This window comes from Psychrobacillus sp. FSL H8-0484, from assembly GCF_038005325.1.
Taxonomy (GTDB): domain Bacteria; phylum Bacillota; class Bacilli; order Bacillales_A; family Planococcaceae; genus Psychrobacillus.
On sequence record NZ_JBBOSZ010000001.1, the window covers coordinates 2,903,677 to 2,921,654 of the forward strand.

16 protein-coding genes are annotated in these 17,978 nt (G+C 36.1%); 1 reads left to right on the plus strand and 15 read right to left on the minus strand.

All coding sequences use genetic code 11. The features are described from left to right. Nucleotides 1-56: 56 nt before the first annotated feature. The 9 genes from hflC to citZ all read right to left on the minus strand — a co-directional run bounded on the left by hflC (nucleotide 57) and on the right by citZ (nucleotide 10,305). On the minus strand, nucleotides 57-998 hold the full coding sequence (gene hflC, locus MHH81_RS14120; protein WP_340925256.1) for a protease modulator HflC: 942 nt from the start codon (nucleotides 996-998) through the stop codon (nucleotides 57-59). A gap of 29 nt (nucleotides 999-1,027) precedes the next feature. Beyond that, entirely contained in the window at nucleotides 1,028-2,017 is a 990-nt protein-coding gene (hflK, locus tag MHH81_RS14125; protein ID WP_340922293.1) for an FtsH protease activity modulator HflK, read from the minus strand. 177 nt (nucleotides 2,018-2,194) lie between these two features. Next, nucleotides 2,195-3,409 (minus strand): carboxylate--amine ligase, encoded by a 1,215-nt coding sequence (locus MHH81_RS14130; protein WP_340922295.1) that lies wholly within the window; start codon nucleotides 3,407-3,409, stop codon nucleotides 2,195-2,197. 11 nt (nucleotides 3,410-3,420) lie between these two features. After that, a complete protein-coding gene (gene pnpS / locus MHH81_RS14135) occupies nucleotides 3,421-4,959 on the minus strand; it encodes a two-component system histidine kinase PnpS (RefSeq protein ID WP_340922297.1) in 1,539 nt (512 codons plus the stop codon). After that, on the minus strand, nucleotides 4,956-5,672 hold the full coding sequence (locus tag MHH81_RS14140; protein WP_340922299.1) for a response regulator transcription factor: 717 nt from the start codon (nucleotides 5,670-5,672) through the stop codon (nucleotides 4,956-4,958). Before MHH81_RS14140 ends, pnpS begins: the two co-directional genes overlap by 4 nt. A 76-nt stretch (nucleotides 5,673-5,748) precedes the next feature. Then, nucleotides 5,749-6,171 (minus strand): MaoC/PaaZ C-terminal domain-containing protein, encoded by a 423-nt coding sequence (locus MHH81_RS14145; protein ID WP_340925259.1) that lies wholly within the window; start codon nucleotides 6,169-6,171, stop codon nucleotides 5,749-5,751. A gap of 661 nt (nucleotides 6,172-6,832) precedes the next feature. Beyond that, a complete protein-coding gene (gene mdh, locus MHH81_RS14150; RefSeq protein WP_340922301.1) occupies nucleotides 6,833-7,771 on the minus strand; it encodes a malate dehydrogenase in 939 nt (312 codons plus the stop codon). 73 nt (nucleotides 7,772-7,844) lie between these two features. Beyond that, nucleotides 7,845-9,110, minus strand: coding sequence for an NADP-dependent isocitrate dehydrogenase (gene icd / locus MHH81_RS14155; protein ID WP_340922303.1), 1,266 nt, complete (start codon nucleotides 9,108-9,110; stop codon nucleotides 7,845-7,847). 79 nt (nucleotides 9,111-9,189) lie between these two features. Then, nucleotides 9,190-10,305 carry a citrate synthase gene (citZ, locus tag MHH81_RS14160; RefSeq protein ID WP_340922305.1) on the minus strand — a complete coding sequence of 372 codons (1,116 nt, stop codon included), beginning with the start codon at nucleotides 10,303-10,305 and terminating at the stop codon, nucleotides 9,190-9,192. 199 nt (nucleotides 10,306-10,504) lie between these two features. Here citZ and MHH81_RS14165 point away from each other — a divergent pair, with 199 nt between their 5' ends. Continuing rightward, entirely contained in the window at nucleotides 10,505-11,473 is a 969-nt protein-coding gene (locus MHH81_RS14165; RefSeq protein ID WP_340922307.1) for an AI-2E family transporter, read from the plus strand. Here the strand turns inward: MHH81_RS14165 and MHH81_RS14170 are convergent. From MHH81_RS14170 to MHH81_RS14195, 6 genes are all read right to left on the minus strand, one after another. Further along, nucleotides 11,451-11,843, minus strand: coding sequence for an FxsA family protein (locus MHH81_RS14170; RefSeq protein WP_340922309.1), 393 nt, complete (start codon nucleotides 11,841-11,843; stop codon nucleotides 11,451-11,453). The genes MHH81_RS14165 and MHH81_RS14170 overlap by 23 nt on opposite strands. A gap of 110 nt (nucleotides 11,844-11,953) precedes the next feature. Continuing rightward, nucleotides 11,954-13,714: a pyruvate kinase gene (pyk, locus tag MHH81_RS14175; RefSeq protein WP_340922310.1), complete on the minus strand. Its 1,761-nt coding sequence runs from the start codon at nucleotides 13,712-13,714 to the stop codon at nucleotides 11,954-11,956. A gap of 37 nt (nucleotides 13,715-13,751) precedes the next feature. Further along, on the minus strand, nucleotides 13,752-14,711 hold the full coding sequence (pfkA, locus tag MHH81_RS14180; protein ID WP_340922312.1) for a 6-phosphofructokinase: 960 nt from the start codon (nucleotides 14,709-14,711) through the stop codon (nucleotides 13,752-13,754). 71 nt (nucleotides 14,712-14,782) lie between these two features. Further along, the gene (gene accA / locus MHH81_RS14185) at nucleotides 14,783-15,751 is read right to left on the minus strand and encodes an acetyl-CoA carboxylase carboxyl transferase subunit alpha (RefSeq protein WP_340922314.1); all 969 of its coding nucleotides are present in this window, start codon (nucleotides 15,749-15,751) and stop codon (nucleotides 14,783-14,785) included. After that, nucleotides 15,745-16,617 carry an acetyl-CoA carboxylase, carboxyltransferase subunit beta gene (gene accD / locus MHH81_RS14190; RefSeq protein ID WP_340922316.1) on the minus strand — a complete coding sequence of 291 codons (873 nt, stop codon included), beginning with the start codon at nucleotides 16,615-16,617 and terminating at the stop codon, nucleotides 15,745-15,747. Before accD ends, accA begins: the two co-directional genes overlap by 7 nt. Beyond that, the gene (locus MHH81_RS14195) at nucleotides 16,618-17,262 is read right to left on the minus strand and encodes a FadR/GntR family transcriptional regulator (RefSeq protein ID WP_340922318.1); all 645 of its coding nucleotides are present in this window, start codon (nucleotides 17,260-17,262) and stop codon (nucleotides 16,618-16,620) included. Nucleotides 17,263-17,978: the final 716 nt, after the last annotated feature.

Below are 17,978 nucleotides of genomic sequence, written 5' to 3' on the forward strand. Positions count from 1 at the left end.
AAAACCGTCATTCCCTATATCTTACCATGAGAGTAAGGGGAATGACGATTCATAACCTATTCTAAATAACCAGAAAGAATTCTAGCGTAAGGAGAATCAGATGGAATAATAATCATCGAATCTTCCCCAATTGTTTTTTTATACGATTCTAGCGTACGGTATAGGGAGTAAAACTCAGGGTCTTTTGAAAAAGATTTGTTATAAATCTGCGCTGCCTCCGCTTCTCCCTCTGCTTCAATAATAGCAGCATCTTTTTTAGCAGTTGCAAGCATTTCTCTCACTTGGCGATCAGTTTCAGCTTCAATACGTCGCTTATCTGCATCCCCTGTAGATAAATATTTTTGTGCAATACTTTGTCTTTCGGATATCATCTCATTATAAACCGATTGTTCATTTTCTTCTGGTAAATCTATACGCTTAATACGCACATCTACTACTTCGATCCCATACTTATCCTTTTCGAGTAGTTCATTGACATGCTTCGTAATTTTATCGTTTAGGCTACCACGAGATGAGTTTTCATCATTTATAATTTCACTATATTCTAGTTGGCCAAGCTCTGAGCGAACAACAGAATAGATAAACTCTTCCATACGAGAACTAGCACCAACTAAGCTACCTGCACTCGAAATCATTTCTTTTGCATTTACAACACGCCAAACTGCATAGTTATCAATGATGATACGTCTCTTATCTTTCGTGTTAATCTCTTTTTCAGAAAGTTTATAGTTCATTTGATATTTTGGAACTGTTGTGACACTTTGAATGAATGGTACTTTCATATGCAAACCAGGCGTCTCTTTTACATCTTTAATTTCACCGAACTGGCGGATTATTTTGTATTCGCCTTCTTTTACAACATAAATATTAGCAAATGCAATGACAATAACGACAAACATTATGAAAATAGCAATAAATGACTTTGTATATTTTTTATAGTCAATTGGAGTCTTTTCTTTTTTAGCTTTATTTTGTACGGTTTTAAATTTGGATTCCATATTTGCAAAAGGATTATTATTATCTGCCATTATTGCCCACTCCCTTCCTCAGCCTTAGTTTCTGTATCCTTTGAAGTTGGTGGTGATGTTTGTTTTGTAGATTCTAGTGTTTGAAGTGGTAAATACTTCATCGTGCCACCGTCGTCATTCATAATATAGATTTGGGCATTTGGTAAAACAGCATCTAATGTTTCCATTACAAGTCGTTGTCTTGTAATCTCTTTATTATTTTGGTATTCCGCATAAAGCTTATCAAAAAGCGCAATATCTCCTTTTGCTTGCTCGATACGAGCTGTCTTGTACCCATTTGCATTGGAGATAATGGCATCTTTTTCACCGATTGCTTCACTCTTTTTTTGATTCTCATATTTCTCTGCTTGGTTTACTTTCGTATTTTTCGTTTCCTCTGCGTCTGTTACTGCTGTAAACGCTGAACGTACCTCTGCATTTGGTAGCTCTACATCTTGTAATTTAACAGTCAATACTGTTATTCCAATATCATATTTTTCTATTAGGGATCCTAGCAATTCATTTGTATCTGCTTCTATTTGTGCTTTTCCGGATGTTAAGGCATCATCAATTTTCGAATTCCCGATTACAGAACGGATAGATGCTGATGTTGCATCATGTAATAATTCTTGTGGACTCTCTGAATTAAATAAATAAGCTTTTGGATTTGTAATTTTCCACTGAACGACTAAATCTGTTAATACAATATTGTCGTCTCCAGTAATCATTTTTGTGTCCTTATCAAAAGAAGTAACCTCTCCATCAGGTGTTTGTTTATAGCCGAATTTGAGACTAAATGTTTCTTTTGAAAGTTTTTCTACTTTTTGAATCGGCCAAGGTAATTTAAATTTCAGACCAGATTCTGTGATTGGATCACTTGCTTCTCCAAACGTTATGACTATTGCTTGCTCCGATTCATCAACTGTATACCACGAAGTAAATACCGCAGATAATAAAATGATTCCAATAATGGATATAGTGATGATCGTCATCAATCTTTTTGTACTCATATCTTTTCCCCTTTCGTATGTATACCTTCTTTACGCATACATTAGTAATAAGTTTCAAAATAATAAAAAAAGCTAGCGACAAGCGCTAGCTTCTTTGGGTAAATCGTTTGGAAAAGGGGTCTAATTAAATGTAACAGACCATTGTAAATACTTTGTGAATAATTTGTAAATTTTTCATCACCAATTATTATTTTTATATTTTCTATAATAATTAAACTGGCGGGCAATCAAATAGAACTTCCGCTTAAAATCTTTGTCCTGTTTATAAAATAAAGGATTTCCCCATTTTCCTGCTTTAAGTAACATGCGAACTTCTTTTTGAATTTCTTTATTGTCAACAAATTTTTTTAATACAATCTTAGGGACTACCGTAAACAAATAATGTTCATTTAATAGCGTAAGGGGTTTTTCTTTTTCATGGATCACATCATCCACAAAATATCGTGCCATATTATGCCCAAGAGCAGTCGTATAATAACTAGAACGTCCTTGTCTAATATTTACTTCGAACACTTTAAATTTTCCGTCCCGTTCATCGAACTTCAAATCAAAGTTTGCAAAACCTACATATCCTACCGCTTCTAAAAAGTGTTGAAGCTTTTTCATTAGGTCTTCATTATATCTCGTGATAAGTGCTGTATAATTTCCAATAGCAGTCACTGTATGTTCTTGTAACACTACTTGTGCCAGTGTGCTCAGTTGCGCTTTACCTTTTGAATTCATATAAAAAACAGAATCCCACATATATGTGTCATCACCAGGAATGAAATCTTGAATAATTAGATCCTCTTGATAGCCACTTGCATTCACTTGGTTGATTACATTATTTAACTCTTCGTGCGTTTCTACCTTGTAAACCTTTTGTTGCCCTGGAAATTTATTTTTATAATATTGAACACCATTACTTGGCTTAATAATTAATGGGAATAATACTTCTTCTGTAAAAGGCTCTTTTTTTGCACAAGAATAGTTATAGGTTTTTGGGACATCTATTCCATGCTCTTCACAAAGTTTATAAAAATTCGATTTTACAAGAAGATTATTCATTAATTCTTCCGACATATAGTTAAATACATACATTTCTTTTAAGGCTTCTGTATTTTCTATAATTAAACGAACATAGAAATCATTTGTTCCGATTAATAATAATTGTTTGCCAGGTGCTTTATATTTTTTTGCCACTTCACTTAAAACTGCAACAAATTCTGTTTTGTCCCATAAGTTAGAATGAATTTCTATTCGTTCAATAATACTGCTCCATTTAGTAAACGACATTTCCTCTTTACCAACTAATATTGGCTTAATACCGTATTCTTCATGAAATGAAATTGCCATATTATAGGCATTTATATCTGTCCCAATAATAATCGGGATAAAAGATTGGTTCTTCATATTGACCTCCATTAACTTTTAACAAGTGGGATGGACACAGTAAAACTTGTCCCCTTCCCAACTTCACTTTCTACTTTTATCAAACCATGATGTGCTTCAACTAAATGCTTTACAATCGCAAGTCCAAGACCTGTACCACCTGAGTTTCGACTTCTCGCACGATCTACGCGATAAAAACGCTCAAAAATTCGATTAATTTCTTCTTTGCTAATGCCAATTCCTTGGTCTTCTATTTGAAAGATGCCATATTTCTCGTTTTTATAAATGGAAATATGTACAGTAGTATTTTCAGTTGAATAGTTAATCGCATTCCCCAGTAAGTTCATCATAATTTGCATGATGCGGTTTGGATCTCCGAGAACCTCTACACTATCATCTATGTTTGCAGCTATATCCATATTTTTTTCTTCTACTAAGTGTGTTGTCATTTCAATACTTCGATTTAACACGTTGTTCAGCTTCACTTTTTGGAGTGATATTTCAAATCCAACTTGCTCTACTTTTGAAAGATCCAAGAGATCATTTATAAGCATTTGCAAACGATTACTTTCCTTATGAATAATTTCTAAAAAAGAAAGTAATGTTTCTTCATTTTTGTAAGCACCATACAATAGCGTCTCTGAAAAACCTTTAATCGAGGTAACAGGCGTTTTTAACTCATGCGAAACATTAGCAACAAAATCTTTTCTAATTTGCTCTAGCTTAACAAGCTCTGTAATATCATGCATGACCACAACAATACCTAGCCATCTTCCATGTTCACCAATAACAGGAGCCCCATACGCATTCATATAATAGGTATGTAAATTACGTTGAATCTGTATTTGCTCTCGATTTAAAGATTCTGTTAAAAATAACTTATCAATAAAAGCTTCTATTTTTTCAGGAAGTCCGATTTTACGAAATAGTTTGCCATCTACATCCTCCAATGAAATTTGCAATTGATTTAAAAATGATCGATTTACGATAGTGACAATGCCATTACGATCAATCATAATTAGACCACTACCCATGTTTTCAATTAACGTTTTCAAACGCTCTTTCTCTGTTTCTCGCATAACTGAAATATCATGTAAATTACGGGCTAGTATATTAATAGAATTACTCAACTTCGACATACCAGAAAAATCGTCTTCAAAAGCTCTAATTCGATAGTTCCCCCTTGCAAGTTCCATTGCAGTCTCCGTTAAATGCTCAATAGGTTGTGCATATTTTTTAAATATATTGGAACCAAGAAATATTGCAAGAATAAACGCTATCAATAATGCAAAAAATAAATATAACCAAAGCGAATGTTGTTCATTTGTCATATCTTTATAATGTATTGTAGATGACAATATTTCCGTTATATCCGCTTGCTCTTTTTTAGAAAGTCCTGTTGCTTCTAAATAATCGGCTACATCATCCATTTTAGCGTCTAAATGGACCTTTGTTGAATGTTCCCAAAAAATAGGAAAAAGCTGTCCAAGAATAAGACCTAGACCAGCTAATATTAACCCAATTATTATAGAATACGTTCTTAATATTTGGGATTGAAATGTCTTCTTCATGAAGACTTCGGCTCCTCAAACTTATATCCAAGACCACGTATTGTTTTGATAAAGATAGGCTTTCTGGTATTTTCTTCAATTTTCTCTCTTAAATGACTAATATGAACATCAACAATTCGTGTATCTCCCGCAAAATCATAATTCCATACCGCACTTAATAGTTGGTCTCTCGTAAGCACCCTATTTTTATTTTCAATTAAATAAACAAGTAACTCAAATTCCTTTGGAGTAAACTCAATTGGTCCATTGTTTAGTAATACTTCAAATCGCTCAGGGAAAACTTGTAATGAACCAAATGTATAAGTTTCTTCGGAAGTTTGCTTTTGGCTATTTTGGTGGTCAGATGACATACCAGACCGACGAATCATTGCCTTGACGCGTGCTGTAACTTCTCGAGGACTAAACGGTTTTGTCATGTAGTCATCCGCACCTAATTCTAGGCCAAGCACTTTATCGAATTCTTCATCTTTTGCTGTAAGCATAATAATTGGTGTTTGGATTTTTTTTATACGAAGCTCTTTACATACTTCCATTCCATCCATATGCGGCAACATCCAGTCCAGCACGATAACATCTGGATTCTCCTCTAGAGCAAGATTTAATCCTTCCAACCCATCACTAGCAGTTATTACTTCAAAACCAGCATCTTCTAGATTGTATTTTAATAATGTTACTATTGAGCTTTCATCATCTACAACTAATACTTTTTTCATTTTTTTGGCCTCCAAAGTCGATTTGAAACCCCCATTCCAAATCATTGACTGAAACATGAACTTTGTATAGGAACTTCTAGTTTTCTTTAACTGGTGGTGTCACATGAAATATACCGTCCACGACCGTATCGTTTTGCTCATTTTGTGCGTTTACATAAATGACTACTTCATTAGCATGTACATGAACCTCTTTTACCTCAAAATTGAACGTTACAATAGCATAATGATAGGTTGGCGTTGGAAAGGAGACGATTTGCCTTGTTAAATGAGAGCCTGGTCCAGGCAAATACTTTGATAAAGCAGAAGTAATTATACCCGTCAACATGATCGGTGGAACAATAGGATTTTCGTAAATTGATTTAGAGGCAAAATCACGCTGAATATACAAAGGATTATTATCATTTGTTAACCCCAAATAAAGAAGTAAGTCTTTGTCTTCTATTTTTTCAGTAATCATTAATTTTTCTCCAACAATTAACTCTTCAATGTTTCTTCCCATTTTCCTTATTTTACCTAACAACGATACTTCATCCCCTCGTCAGTAAACTACTTCTATCTTAACAATAAGTACAATAAAAGTGCAAGGTGCTAGAGTATTGACGGTTAATGTAGCATTAATTACCTAGACAATAAGAAAAGCGTATAGCCCCTGAAAGTTATCCACATGACGTAGATTTTATAATTTCCTAAAGCCCAAAAAGCGGCTGTCCCTAAAGTCATATAGTGACTGAGAGATGGTCCCTTTTCCAATGTATTGATTTCCGTTCCAGACGGACGCTTTCCGCGGGCATGGCTTCAGTCTCCTCAGGCCAACACGATGTTGGTCACGAAGGCGTTGAGGCCCACAGGATGTGGGTCATGCAATCGTTGCCGCAGGACGCGGCGAACTTAGATTGCCTTCCATTCGAGGTGGCGTTCTTAGCCTTTGTTCCTTTGTTCGCTCCTGCGGGGCCATCAGCTCATGCACCTGCCGCTTCGCTTTCGGTGCAGAAAACATTTGCTATTCTCGCTGGAGTCGCCGTCTTCCACTACATTCAATTGCCTACAAAAAATAGTAGTTTTATAAAAAGTATGCAAAAAAACAGGTGTAGAAAAAGACTCGTTTTTCTACACCTGCTTCAATTTATGGGCTTATTGGACAGCCCCAATCTTATTATAGATTATGCTAAAACGTCCATTACTGCTTTAACTGATTCAGCAGATTTGCTTAATAACGCTTTTTCATCCTCTGTTAGTTCTAATTCAATAATTTTCTCAATCCCACCTGCACCTAGGACAGTTGGAACACCAAGATAAATTCCGTTCATACCATATTCGCCTTCTAAGTAAGCGATTGATGGTAAAACACGTTTTTGGTCTTTAAGAATAGCTTCAGCCATTTCTACTAAAGATGCAGCAGGAGCATAGTAAGCAGAACCATTTCCAAGAAGGTTAACGATTTCAGCTCCACCTTTACGTGTACGGTCAACGATTTCTTCTAAACGAGAAGCGTCAATTAATTTTTCTAATGGGATACCACCAGCATACGAATACCTTACTAGAGGAACCATGTCATCACCATGTCCACCAAGAACGAAACCAGTTACATCTTTAACAGATAGGTTTAATTCTTGTGCAACAAACGTACGGAAACGAGCTGTATCTAGTACACCTGATTGACCGATTACGCGTTCTTTTGGTAAGCCTGATTCTTTATATACCGTGTAAGTCATCGCATCAACAGGGTTAGTTAATACAAGGATTGTTGTATTTGGAGAATATTTTACGATTTCGCTTGTTACAGCTTTCATTACTTTTTGGTTTGTTTGAACTAAATCGTCACGGCTCATACCTGGTTTACGTGCAATCCCAGCAGTAATTATTACTACGTCTGAGTCTTTTGTATCTTCATAATTTGAAGTACCGATAATGTTAGCGTCAAATCCTTGAACTGGACCTGCCTCCGCCATATCTAAAGCTTTCCCTTTAGTTGGGTTTTCAGCTTGGGGAATGTCAACTAATACAACATCTCCAAGTTCTTTTTGAGCTAATAAGAATGCAGTTGTAGCACCTGTAAATCCGCCACCGATTACTGAGATTTTATTTCTTTTTAATGTCATTAGAAAACTCTCCTTTTGTTCTAACGTAAAGGAAGGGAAATTCCCTTCCTAAAAACCAAATTTCGTTTTCAGCTTACATGTTTTTAATTAGTTCGTCAGCGAATTCGGAACATTTCACTTCTGTTGCGCCGTCCATTAAACGAGCAAAGTCGTATGTTACTACTTTAGAAGCAATAGATTTTTCCATTGAATCCATGATTAGTTTTGCCGCTTCATTCCAACCAAGGTGTTCAAGCATTAATACACCTGAAAGAATTACAGAAGATGGGTTTACTTTATCAAGACCAGCATATTTTGGAGCTGTTCCGTGAGTTGCTTCGAAAATAGCATGTCCAGTTACATAGTTAATGTTAGCACCTGGTGCGATACCAATACCACCAACTTGAGCAGCTAATGCATCAGAAATATAATCTCCATTTAAGTTCATTGTAGCAACTACATCGAACTCTTTTGGACGAGTTAAAATTTGTTGTAAGAAGATATCAGCGATTGAATCTTTTACTAAGATTTTTCCAGCTGCAAGAGCTTCAGATTGTGCTTTATCAGCAGCTTCTGTGCCTTGTTCTTCTTTAATTTGATCGTATTGATTCCAAGTGAATACTTTATCTGCGAATTCTTGTTCAGCTACTTCGTAACCCCAAGTTTTGAAAGCTCCTTCAGTAAACTTCATGATATTCCCTTTATGAACTAATGTTAAAGAAGTACGACCTTCTTTAATGATGTAGTTTAAAGCAGCACGTACTAAACGCTTAGTTCCTTCTTCAGAGATTGGCTTGATCCCGATTCCAGAAGTTTCAGGGAAACGAATGTTTTTAACACCGAATTCTGTTTTTAAGAAGTCAATTAATTTTTTAGCATTGTCTGTTCCTTTTGCATACTCGATACCTGCGTAGATATCTTCTGTGTTTTCACGGAAGATAACCATATCTGTATCTTCTGGACGTTTAACAGGAGAAGGTACTCCAGTGAAATAACGAACTGGACGTAGGCAAGTATATAAGTCAAGCTCTTGACGTAATGCTACGTTTAATGAACGAATACCTCCACCGATTGGTGTAGTTAAAGGACCTTTAATAGCAATTAAATACTCATTAATAACGTCTAAAGTTTCTTGAGGTAACCATTCGCCTGTTTGGTCGAACGCTTTTTGACCTGCAAGAACTTCTTTCCATTCAATTTTCTTTTCACCATTATAAGCTTTTTCTACTGAAGCTTCTAATACACGTGATGCTGCAGCCCAGATATCCGGACCCGTTCCGTCTCCCTCGATGAAAGGAATTACTGCTGTGTTTGGTACGTTAAGAACACCGTTTTCTACTGTAATTTTACCTGATGACATTTGTTATTTCCTCCTACTATTATAATCATAGGGCCATAAAGACAATATGTTAAAGCCCTTTCTATTTAAAAAATTATTCTTATCTTTCTTCGATCGGAATATACGTTTGCATACCCGGTCCAACATATTCAGCACGTGGACGAATTAAACGGTTGTCTGCATATTGCTCAAGGATATGAGCAGTCCAACCAGATACACGTGAAACAGCAAAAATAGGTGTAAATAGGTCATGATCAATATTTAGAGAATGATATACAGAAGCAGAATAAAAATCTACGTTAGGTGGAAGTTTCTTTTGACCAGTAACTATTTCTTCAATGCGAATCGACATATCATATAGTTTTGATTCTCCACGAAGTGTAGTCAGCTTTTTAGACATTTCACGTAAATGTTTTGCACGTGGATCACCTTTTCTATATACACGGTGACCAAAGCCCATAATTTTTTCTTTATTATCTAATTTAGCTTTAATATACTCGTCCACTTTATCAAGTGAGTCGATTTCAGTTAACATTTTCATTACTTGTTCATTAGCTCCACCGTGAAGTGGTCCTTTTAGTGCGCCAATTGCAGCTACAACCCCCGAGTAAATATCAGATAAAGTTGCCACACATACACGTGCAGTAAATGTAGATGCATTTAACTCATGATCTGCATGTAGTACAAGTGCTTTATCAAATGCTTCGACCTCAATATCTTCTGGAAGTGTACCTGAAAGCATGTACAAGAAGTTTGCAGCATACCCTAAATCATTTCTAGGAGCAACTGGATCTAGACCTCTACGTACACGTGAGAATGCAGTAACTAAAGTGGAAAGTTTTGCTTGCAGTTGAATTGCTTTTAAGTAGTTTGCTTCCTCGGACATATCTTCAGCTGCATCATCATATAATGCTAGCATAGAGACTGCTGTTCTTAGAGCAGACATTGGATGAACTTTATCAATTGGATAAGTTTTGAAGTGATTTAAAACTTCTTGAGGGACTGCCATATTATCAGCTAATTGTTGTTTTAGTTCTGATAGCTCTGCTGCTTTTGGTAGGCGCTTATGCCACAGTAAGTACACAACCTCTTCAAAGCTTGCATTAGTTGCTAAATCATCGATATCATAGCCAACGTATGTAAGTGTGTCATCAATAATAGAACTGATGGCTGTCTGCGTTGCTACAATTCCTTCTAAACCACGAGTTGCTGTCATTTTTATATCTCCCTTTCAACAGTACAATAATTCGCTCTACCTCTTTCGTAAACCGAAATACTATCTGTATGTATTATGTTTCCTGAATTCTTTACTCTCATATTATATATCATAATTGGCGAATTTGTGAATGAAAACGCTTGAAATAAAATAAATAAGAAATTTCAATCTCCTAATTTATTGAAAAGAATGGATGAAAATGATTGCTCTGCAAATAAATAAAAAAGAAATCGTGACTTATTGGGTTCCAATTGGAATAATTATACTAATATTATTTATTGCTTATCCTCTTTCATTGGCTATATTATGTGGTTACTTTCTATTCCCAATTACAAATTTCTTCTATAGTAAAATAAAAATGCCAATTATTTTTAGTGTTTTGTTAACAGAAGCACTGATTTTAACAGGAGTTTTATTATTTCTATTCTTTATAGTGCAGACATTAATCGATCTCATCCCACTTATACACGACCATGTAGTCCTATTACCAATCGATCAATTACAAAAGCATCCAATCTTTTTAATGTTTGAAGGGGAGTTTCAGGAATTATTAAATAAGTTATTAAATAATCTATTAATAAATCTCACCCATCTACCTTCTTATTTTTTTGAAGTGTTCCTTTTTAGTATTGGGTTATTTTTTTCACTAACCGAATCTACAAAAGATCGTCTTTGGTTTCTCGTTTACTTTCCTAAAAAATCTCGCTCCTTTTTTCAAAGGGCTCTGATAAAGGCCTCTGTTGTCGTAAATAAATTTTTGTCTGTGGGGTTAAAACTTTTTTTACTAACCTTGATTCTATTATCCATCGGATTTAGTGTTTTAGGCTTACATAATCCCATAAAATACGCTTTTCTAATTTCATTAGTAGATAGTATCCCTTTTTTAGGTACTGGCCTCATTCTAATTCCGCTTAGTGTATATTTCTTTCTGATGGATGAACAGATGGTCGGCACAATCATTTTACTTCTCTATCTATTTGTTCAATTAACAAGACATATTGTCGACTCTATGCTTTGGTCTGCCTCTATGCAAATAAAGGCTGTCCACGTATTCTTTCTAAGCGCGGCAGCCATTTTATTATTTGGGTTTATAGGTATATTATTTAGCCCATTTATTTATTTGTTCGCAAATAAGTGGGAGAGCCTTACGAAGACTTCATCACAATAACTTGACCATTTTTCATTTTTTTTCGAATCCATCGATAAATAATTGGTTTAAATAATTTTCGAGTTGGAGCAAATAAAAGCATGAAGCCAAGGATATCTGAAATGAAACCTGGGAGCACTACTAAAATCGCGCCAACAAAAATGCAAATTCCATTTATGGCAGCTTGACCGGGTGCTTGATAATTCTTCACACTATCTGAAACTTCTCGGAATGCTTTCATACCTTGTTTTTTCGCAAAATATCCACCGATCACTCCACTTGCTATTATTAAAAGAAACGTATTTCCAACACCTATTGTTTTACCGGATAGGAGTAAAATATATAACTCAATTGCAGGAATTATGATGAACAAACTAATAATCCATTTCATACATTCACCTTCCATATATATAATAATTGCCTCACCCTTTTGGGTGAGGCATTATGTTGTAGAAAAATCTTAATTTAAAGGTGTTGCCTCACTGGGTGAGGCTATTACTATTAAATAATACTTGCATGACCATGATAAATTACACCAGTTACAGAATCTATCGTTAATTCTTGACCATTTTCAATTAATTTAGTCGCATTTTCAACGCCAACAATGACTGGAATTCCTAAGCTTAAACCTACTACTGCCGCGTGACTTGTTAAGCCGCCCTCTTCCGTAATAAGCCCTTTGCATTTTTCAATTCCAGGAATCATATCTTTGTCGGAGCCAATTGTTACAATAATACTATTGGAAGTATCTTTTCCTTCTAACTCTTTCGCATTATTTACAACAAGGGCTTTACCAAATGCAGTCATTCTACCGATTCCTTGGCCTTTCGCAACCATATCACCAATTATATGTACTTTCATCAAGTTAGTAGTACCAGCTTCTCCAACAGGAACTCCTGCTGTAATGACCACAAGATCTCCATGAGTTACATAATGATGTAGTATACTTTCCTCGACTGCTACTTCTAAAATTTCGTCTGTAGATTGTGCTTTCCTCCCAACAATCGGGTAAACACCCCATACAAGCGTCAATTTTCGAGAAGGTGTAATAGAGGAAGTGACTGCAATAATTGGAACTCCCGGTCTAAACTTAGCAATCATTTTAGCAGTATAGCCACTTTCTGTAGGAGCAATGACAGCTTTCACTTTTAAGTTGATCGCTGTATGCGCTGCAGCTTGTCCAATCGCATCTGTTAAGTTTACTTCTCTAGCTTTACTTAGCTTCGTTACATTCGCCCGATAATCTACAGCGTTTTCTGTTCGCTTTGCAATTTTGTCCATCGTTTGAACTGCTTCGACTGGATATAAACCAGCTGCAGTTTCTCCAGAAAGCATAATTGCATCTGTTCCGTCAAAAATTGCATTTGCAACATCACTCGCTTCTGCACGAGTTGGTCTTGGATTACGTTGCATAGAATCTAACATTTGAGTTGCAGTTATTACTGGCTTTCCAGCTTCATTACATTTTTGAATAAGACTTTTTTGCACTAATGGAACTTCTTCTGCAGGAATTTCAACACCAAGATCTCCCCTTGCAACCATTAAGCCATCCGAAACTAGAATAATTTCATCAATATTATCTACGCCTTCTTGGTTTTCAATTTTAGGGATGATTTGAATCTGAGCACCATTATTTTTTTCTAAAAGCTCTCTAATTTCTAATACATCTTTTGCACGTCGTACAAAGGATGCCGCGATGAAATCTACATCTTGCTCTATTCCAAACAAAATATCCTTTGCATCCTTTTCTGTTATTCCTGGTAATTGGACAGATACTCCTGGAACATTTACACCTTTATTATTTTTTAACGTACCAGCATTTTGAACGTATGTTGAAATAATTCCATCACTTATATTAATCTTTTTCACAATTAACTCAATTAATCCGTCATCAAGTAATATAATAGAACCTTCCTGTACGTCTTCGATTAACTTCTCATAGGAAATAGAGAAACGTTCTGTGTTTCCTAACACTTCCGTCATGGAAATATCGATTGTTTGTCCAGAAATCAATTCAATAGAATCATTCTCCATTTTATGTGTTCGAATTTCAGGACCTTTTGTATCTAATAAGATCCCAACAATTTTCCCTAGTTTTTTAGATACCGCTTTTATTGTTTTAATTCTAGCCGCATGCTCTTCATGGCTACCATGTGAAAAATTTAATCGGGCAACATTCATTCCAGCTTCAATTAATTTTTCTAACATTTCCTCCGATTCACTTGCAGGTCCAATTGTACAAACTATTTTAGTTTTTCTCATAGTACAGTCCTTTCTAATTAAAGAAATATTTAGCTGATTAAATAGATAATTCTTTCGATAATTGATACATATTCGTATCAAAATCTTCTATCTTTTCAAATGCTTCCATCATATCATAGTCTACCACTTGATGATTCTGGATGCCAACCGCACGCCCTCCGTTACCTGCTAGTAAAACTTCGACTGCCCTAGCACCGAACATACTTGCAAGCACTCGATCGCGACCAGTTGGAGAACCGCCACGTTGAATATGACCAAGCACTGAAACTCTAGTTTCAATATTTGCATGTTCCATTAGTTTTAATGCAAATTCCGAGCCACTCATAACTCCTTCTGCCACAATAATAATACTATGTTTCTTACCACGTGCATGTCCACTTTGTAAACGTTCCACAACTTCTTCCATATTTATTTTAATTTCTGGAATAATAATTGTTTCCGCGCCTCCTGCAAGACCTGCCCATAATGCAAGATCACCAGCATCTCTTCCCATTACTTCAATAATAAACGTTCGATCATGTGAGGTTGCCGTGTCTCTTATTTTATCAATACAATCTATGACCGTATTTAGCGCCGTATCAAAGCCTAATGTATAATCTGTACCTGGAATATCATTATCAATAGTCCCTGGTATACCAACGCATGGAAATCCATTTTTCGTTAAGGTCATAGATCCACGATAAGAACCATCGCCTCCAATAATAACTAACCCTTCAATATCATTTGCTCTTAACTGCTCTATTGCTTTGCGTTGTCCTTCTTCTGTCCGGAACTCTGGACATCTGGCAGAATATAGCTTCGTTCCTCCACGTTGAATAATATCACCCACAGAACCGAGATTTAGTAATTCCATATTCCCATCAATTAAGCCTTGATAGCCATGAAATATACCTACTACTTCAAGTCCTTCATAAATTGCTTTTCTGACAACTGCACGAATTGCAGCATTCATGCCCGGAGCGTCTCCTCCACTTGTTAATACACCTATGCGCTTCAACTAATTCCCCTCCACCCTATGTATTTAATAAAATAAGCTTATCACGAAATGGCTTAAAAAAAAAATGCGTCTTATCTAGACGCATTTCCCTCCGTGAACTCCCCAATATTTTTAAACTTAGCATAACGATTTTCAATCAATTCATCTGCTGAAAGCTCACATAGTTGTTGTAAAGAGTTAATAAGTGCTTCTTTCATATACGTTGCTTGTGCATCTAGGTCTCTATGAGCACCCCCATGTACTTCTCGAACAATCGTATCAATAATATTCATTTCTTTTAAATCAGGTGCTGTAATCTTCATCGCTTCAGCAGCTTGCTTCGCAAGAGATGAATCTTTCCATAAAATAGAAGCTGCTCCTTCTGGTGAGATTACGGAGTAAGTAGAGTTCTCTAACATATGAATGTGATTAGCAACTCCTAAAGCTAGTGCTCCACCACTACCACCTTCGCCGATTACGACACTAATTACCGGAACTTTTAAGCCAGCCATTTCTACTAAGTTCCTAGCGATTGCTTCACTTTGACCTCGCTCTTCTGCAGCTTTACCTGGATAAGCTCCTTTAGTATCGATAAAACATATAATTGGACGATTAAATTTTTCCGCTTGTTTCATTAAACGTAATGCTTTTCGGTATCCCTCTGGATGTGGCATCCCAAAATTACGTCTAATGTTTTCTTTCGTATCGAGGCCTCGCTGATGCCCAATAATAGTAATTGGTTTTCCGTCTAATAAAGCTATTCCGCCTATGATTGCCGCATCATCCCCATACAAACGGTCTCCATGAAGTTCAATAAAATCTGTACATAATAATTGAATATAGTCTCTTGTCGTCGGACGATTTGGATGGCGGGCTACTTGTACACGGTCCCAAGGTTCCATATTTTCATAAATTTCTTGTTCTAATTTTCTTAATCGATCTTCTAAATTTTCAATTTCTACTGTCATATCTACTTCTGCATTTACAGTGTATTCTTTTAGTTCAATTATTTTATTTTTCAGTTGAATAATTGGCTCTTCAAACGGTAGTGCTTTTACCATGGGGATACCTCCTTACGCTCATGCATTTGAACAAGTAATGCTACTGTTTCTCGCATATCTTTTCTGTGTATTACCGCATCCAACTGACCATGATCCAATAAAAATTCCGCGGTTTGAAAATCTTCTGGAAGTTTTTCGCGAACAGTTTGCTCGATTACTCTTCGACCTGCAAATCCAATTAAGGCTTTTGGCTCTGCAATATTAATATCTCCAACGGAAGCAAAACTTGCAGAAACTCCTCCTGTTGTCGGGTGAGTCAAAATCGAAATATATAGAAGACCATGATCACTATGTCTTCTTAACGCTACGGAAGTTTTCGCCATTTGCATGAGGGATAATACCCCTTCTTGCATCCTTGCTCCACCACTTGCAGTGAAAATAATGAAAGGTACACGAAGTTCTGTCGCTTTTTCAACCGCTCTTGTAATTTTTTCCCCGACTACCGAGCCCATTGAACCCATTCTAAAATGAGAATCCATTATAGCAACTACAACTTGTTGACCTTCTAGTTGTCCAACACCTGTTAAGACAGCTTCATTTAGGCCAGTCTTTTTTGCATCTGATTTAACCTTTTCCGTATAACCAGGAAAGTTTAGTGGATTTATTGTTTCTAAATGGTCATCCATCGATACAAAGGACCCTTCATCTAAAAAGATTTCAACGCGTTCAAAAGCCGTCATTTTCATATGATGATCACACGAAGGACAAACTTTTAAATTTTTCATGAGGTCCTTTGTAAACACATTTTTTCTACACTCCGGACATTTCATCATAATTCCTTCTGGCACATCATTTTTTGCTCTCTCGGTAGGAATCGTTGCATATTTCTTTTTCTGATTTTTTCTAAATATATCTCGAATACTCATTTAAACTTCTCCCCTATTCATTAACAAAAGCCATTCATTATAAAAAGATACGGCAAGCTGCTCATCCCCATTTTGCAAGGATGTCAGAAGCTGTATCCAGGCTCTTTTCTCTTCTGAATCCATGTAACTGCGATATGGCTCTCCAGCAAACTGTTTTAATAAAAACCAAATTTTTAATCCAAGTCTATTATCAGATATAATGAGTATTTCTCTAATAATATCCTCTCGAAGCACTTCTTCTTGTAGTAATCTTTCTACAAATGCATCCCAAATTGTTAGTTTTTGAAGATGCTCTGTCAGACAAATCGTTCGAATGGCATCTTTTTCTAAAGCCTCTCTTGTCGTGTGAACATCTTCCTTCGACTTAGACTCTTGCAATATAAAAGTGGATAATAATTCCACTAATTGATGTTTACGATAATCGGAAAGAAAAGTTCCCTCTCCTCTTCTTGTTTCAATTAATCCTAATAGCTCTAAGCTTCTAAGTGCTTCCCTTACAGTTGATCTACCTACTTGTAAACGTTCTGCAAGTTCTCTTTCGGAAGGTAGCTTACCACCCACCGCAACTTGTTCATCATGAATAAGCTGTCTTAGCTGCTTGACTATTTCTAAAAACATTTTTCTTGAGTTGTTTTTTGGATTCATCCAATCCTCACTCTTCCATTTATTACAAAGTGGTCTGACCACTTATATGTATTAGCATACAAAAGATTTATTAAAACGTAAAGAAAAAACTGTACAAAAAAATGTACAGTCTAGAGATAAAGTTAATATTTTGTTCAAAAGGTCTGTTAAAAGATCATGTGATCACCTGCCGAAAATCCACTCGCTTACCGCGGACAAACTGCCAAGTCTCTAGGGCAACAGGATGTTGGTCACAGCGACCCTCCTTCTGCGTCGAAAGCCGTAGCCGATAGACGCAAATCCTACATTCGCCACATAAATGTGGTGTTCTATTAAATATCCGCTAATTGGATTTAGCACGACTCTGTTCGCTTTCCGTGGGCGAGCGCCGAGCCTCCTCCTACACTACGCTTAGTGCGGGGTGTCGGCTGTCTCGCTTTCCCACAGGAGTCTCACGCCGTCGTGCTAAATCCTATAATATACAGTGTCGTCACATCGAATATTTATCATAAAAAAATCTGTAATAGAGTTTTTCAGTGCCCTCGGGCTTATCGGAACAAATCCTACATCACCATTTTTCAGTGCCCTCATAAGCCCGCTATGGGGTCATGACAGCCCGTTTTTCCAGGATAAGTATCGAAGATTTTCGTCATAAAATAGACGCTACTAAAAACAAATCCTAATTTAACATACTCTATTTAAGAGTATTCAGCTTGACGACAAAAGTATTTTTATAA

Coding starts and splice junctions, on each gene's coding strand:
- hflC (WP_340925256.1), bottom strand. CDS start 998: ATGGAATCCAAATTTAAAACCGTACAAAATAAAGCTAAAAAAGAAAAG.
- hflK (WP_340922293.1), bottom strand. CDS start 2,017: ATGAGTACAAAAAGATTGATGACGATCATCACTATATCCATTATTGGA.
- MHH81_RS14130 (WP_340922295.1), bottom strand. CDS start 3,409: ATGAAGAACCAATCTTTTATCCCGATTATTATTGGGACAGATATAAAT.
- pnpS (WP_340922297.1), bottom strand. CDS start 4,959: ATGAAGAAGACATTTCAATCCCAAATATTAAGAACGTATTCTATAATA.
- MHH81_RS14140 (WP_340922299.1), bottom strand. CDS start 5,672: ATGAAAAAAGTATTAGTTGTAGATGATGAAAGCTCAATAGTAACATTA.
- MHH81_RS14145 (WP_340925259.1), bottom strand. CDS start 6,171: ATGGGAAGAAACATTGAAGAGTTAATTGTTGGAGAAAAATTAATGATT.
- mdh (WP_340922301.1), bottom strand. CDS start 7,771: ATGACATTAAAAAGAAATAAAATCTCAGTAATCGGTGGCGGATTTACA.
- icd (WP_340922303.1), bottom strand. CDS start 9,110: ATGTCATCAGGTAAAATTACAGTAGAAAACGGTGTTCTTAACGTACCA.
- citZ (WP_340922305.1), bottom strand. CDS start 10,305: ATGACAGCAACTCGTGGTTTAGAAGGAATTGTAGCAACGCAGACAGCC.
- MHH81_RS14165 (WP_340922307.1), top strand. CDS start 10,505: ATGATTGCTCTGCAAATAAATAAAAAAGAAATCGTGACTTATTGGGTT.
- MHH81_RS14170 (WP_340922309.1), bottom strand. CDS start 11,843: ATGAAATGGATTATTAGTTTGTTCATCATAATTCCTGCAATTGAGTTA.
- pyk (WP_340922310.1), bottom strand. CDS start 13,714: ATGAGAAAAACTAAAATAGTTTGTACAATTGGACCTGCAAGTGAATCG.
- accA (WP_340922314.1), bottom strand. CDS start 15,751: ATGGTAAAAGCACTACCGTTTGAAGAGCCAATTATTCAACTGAAAAAT.
- accD (WP_340922316.1), bottom strand. CDS start 16,617: ATGAGTATTCGAGATATATTTAGAAAAAATCAGAAAAAGAAATATGCA.
- MHH81_RS14195 (WP_340922318.1), bottom strand. CDS start 17,262: ATGAATCCAAAAAACAACTCAAGAAAAATGTTTTTAGAAATAGTCAAG.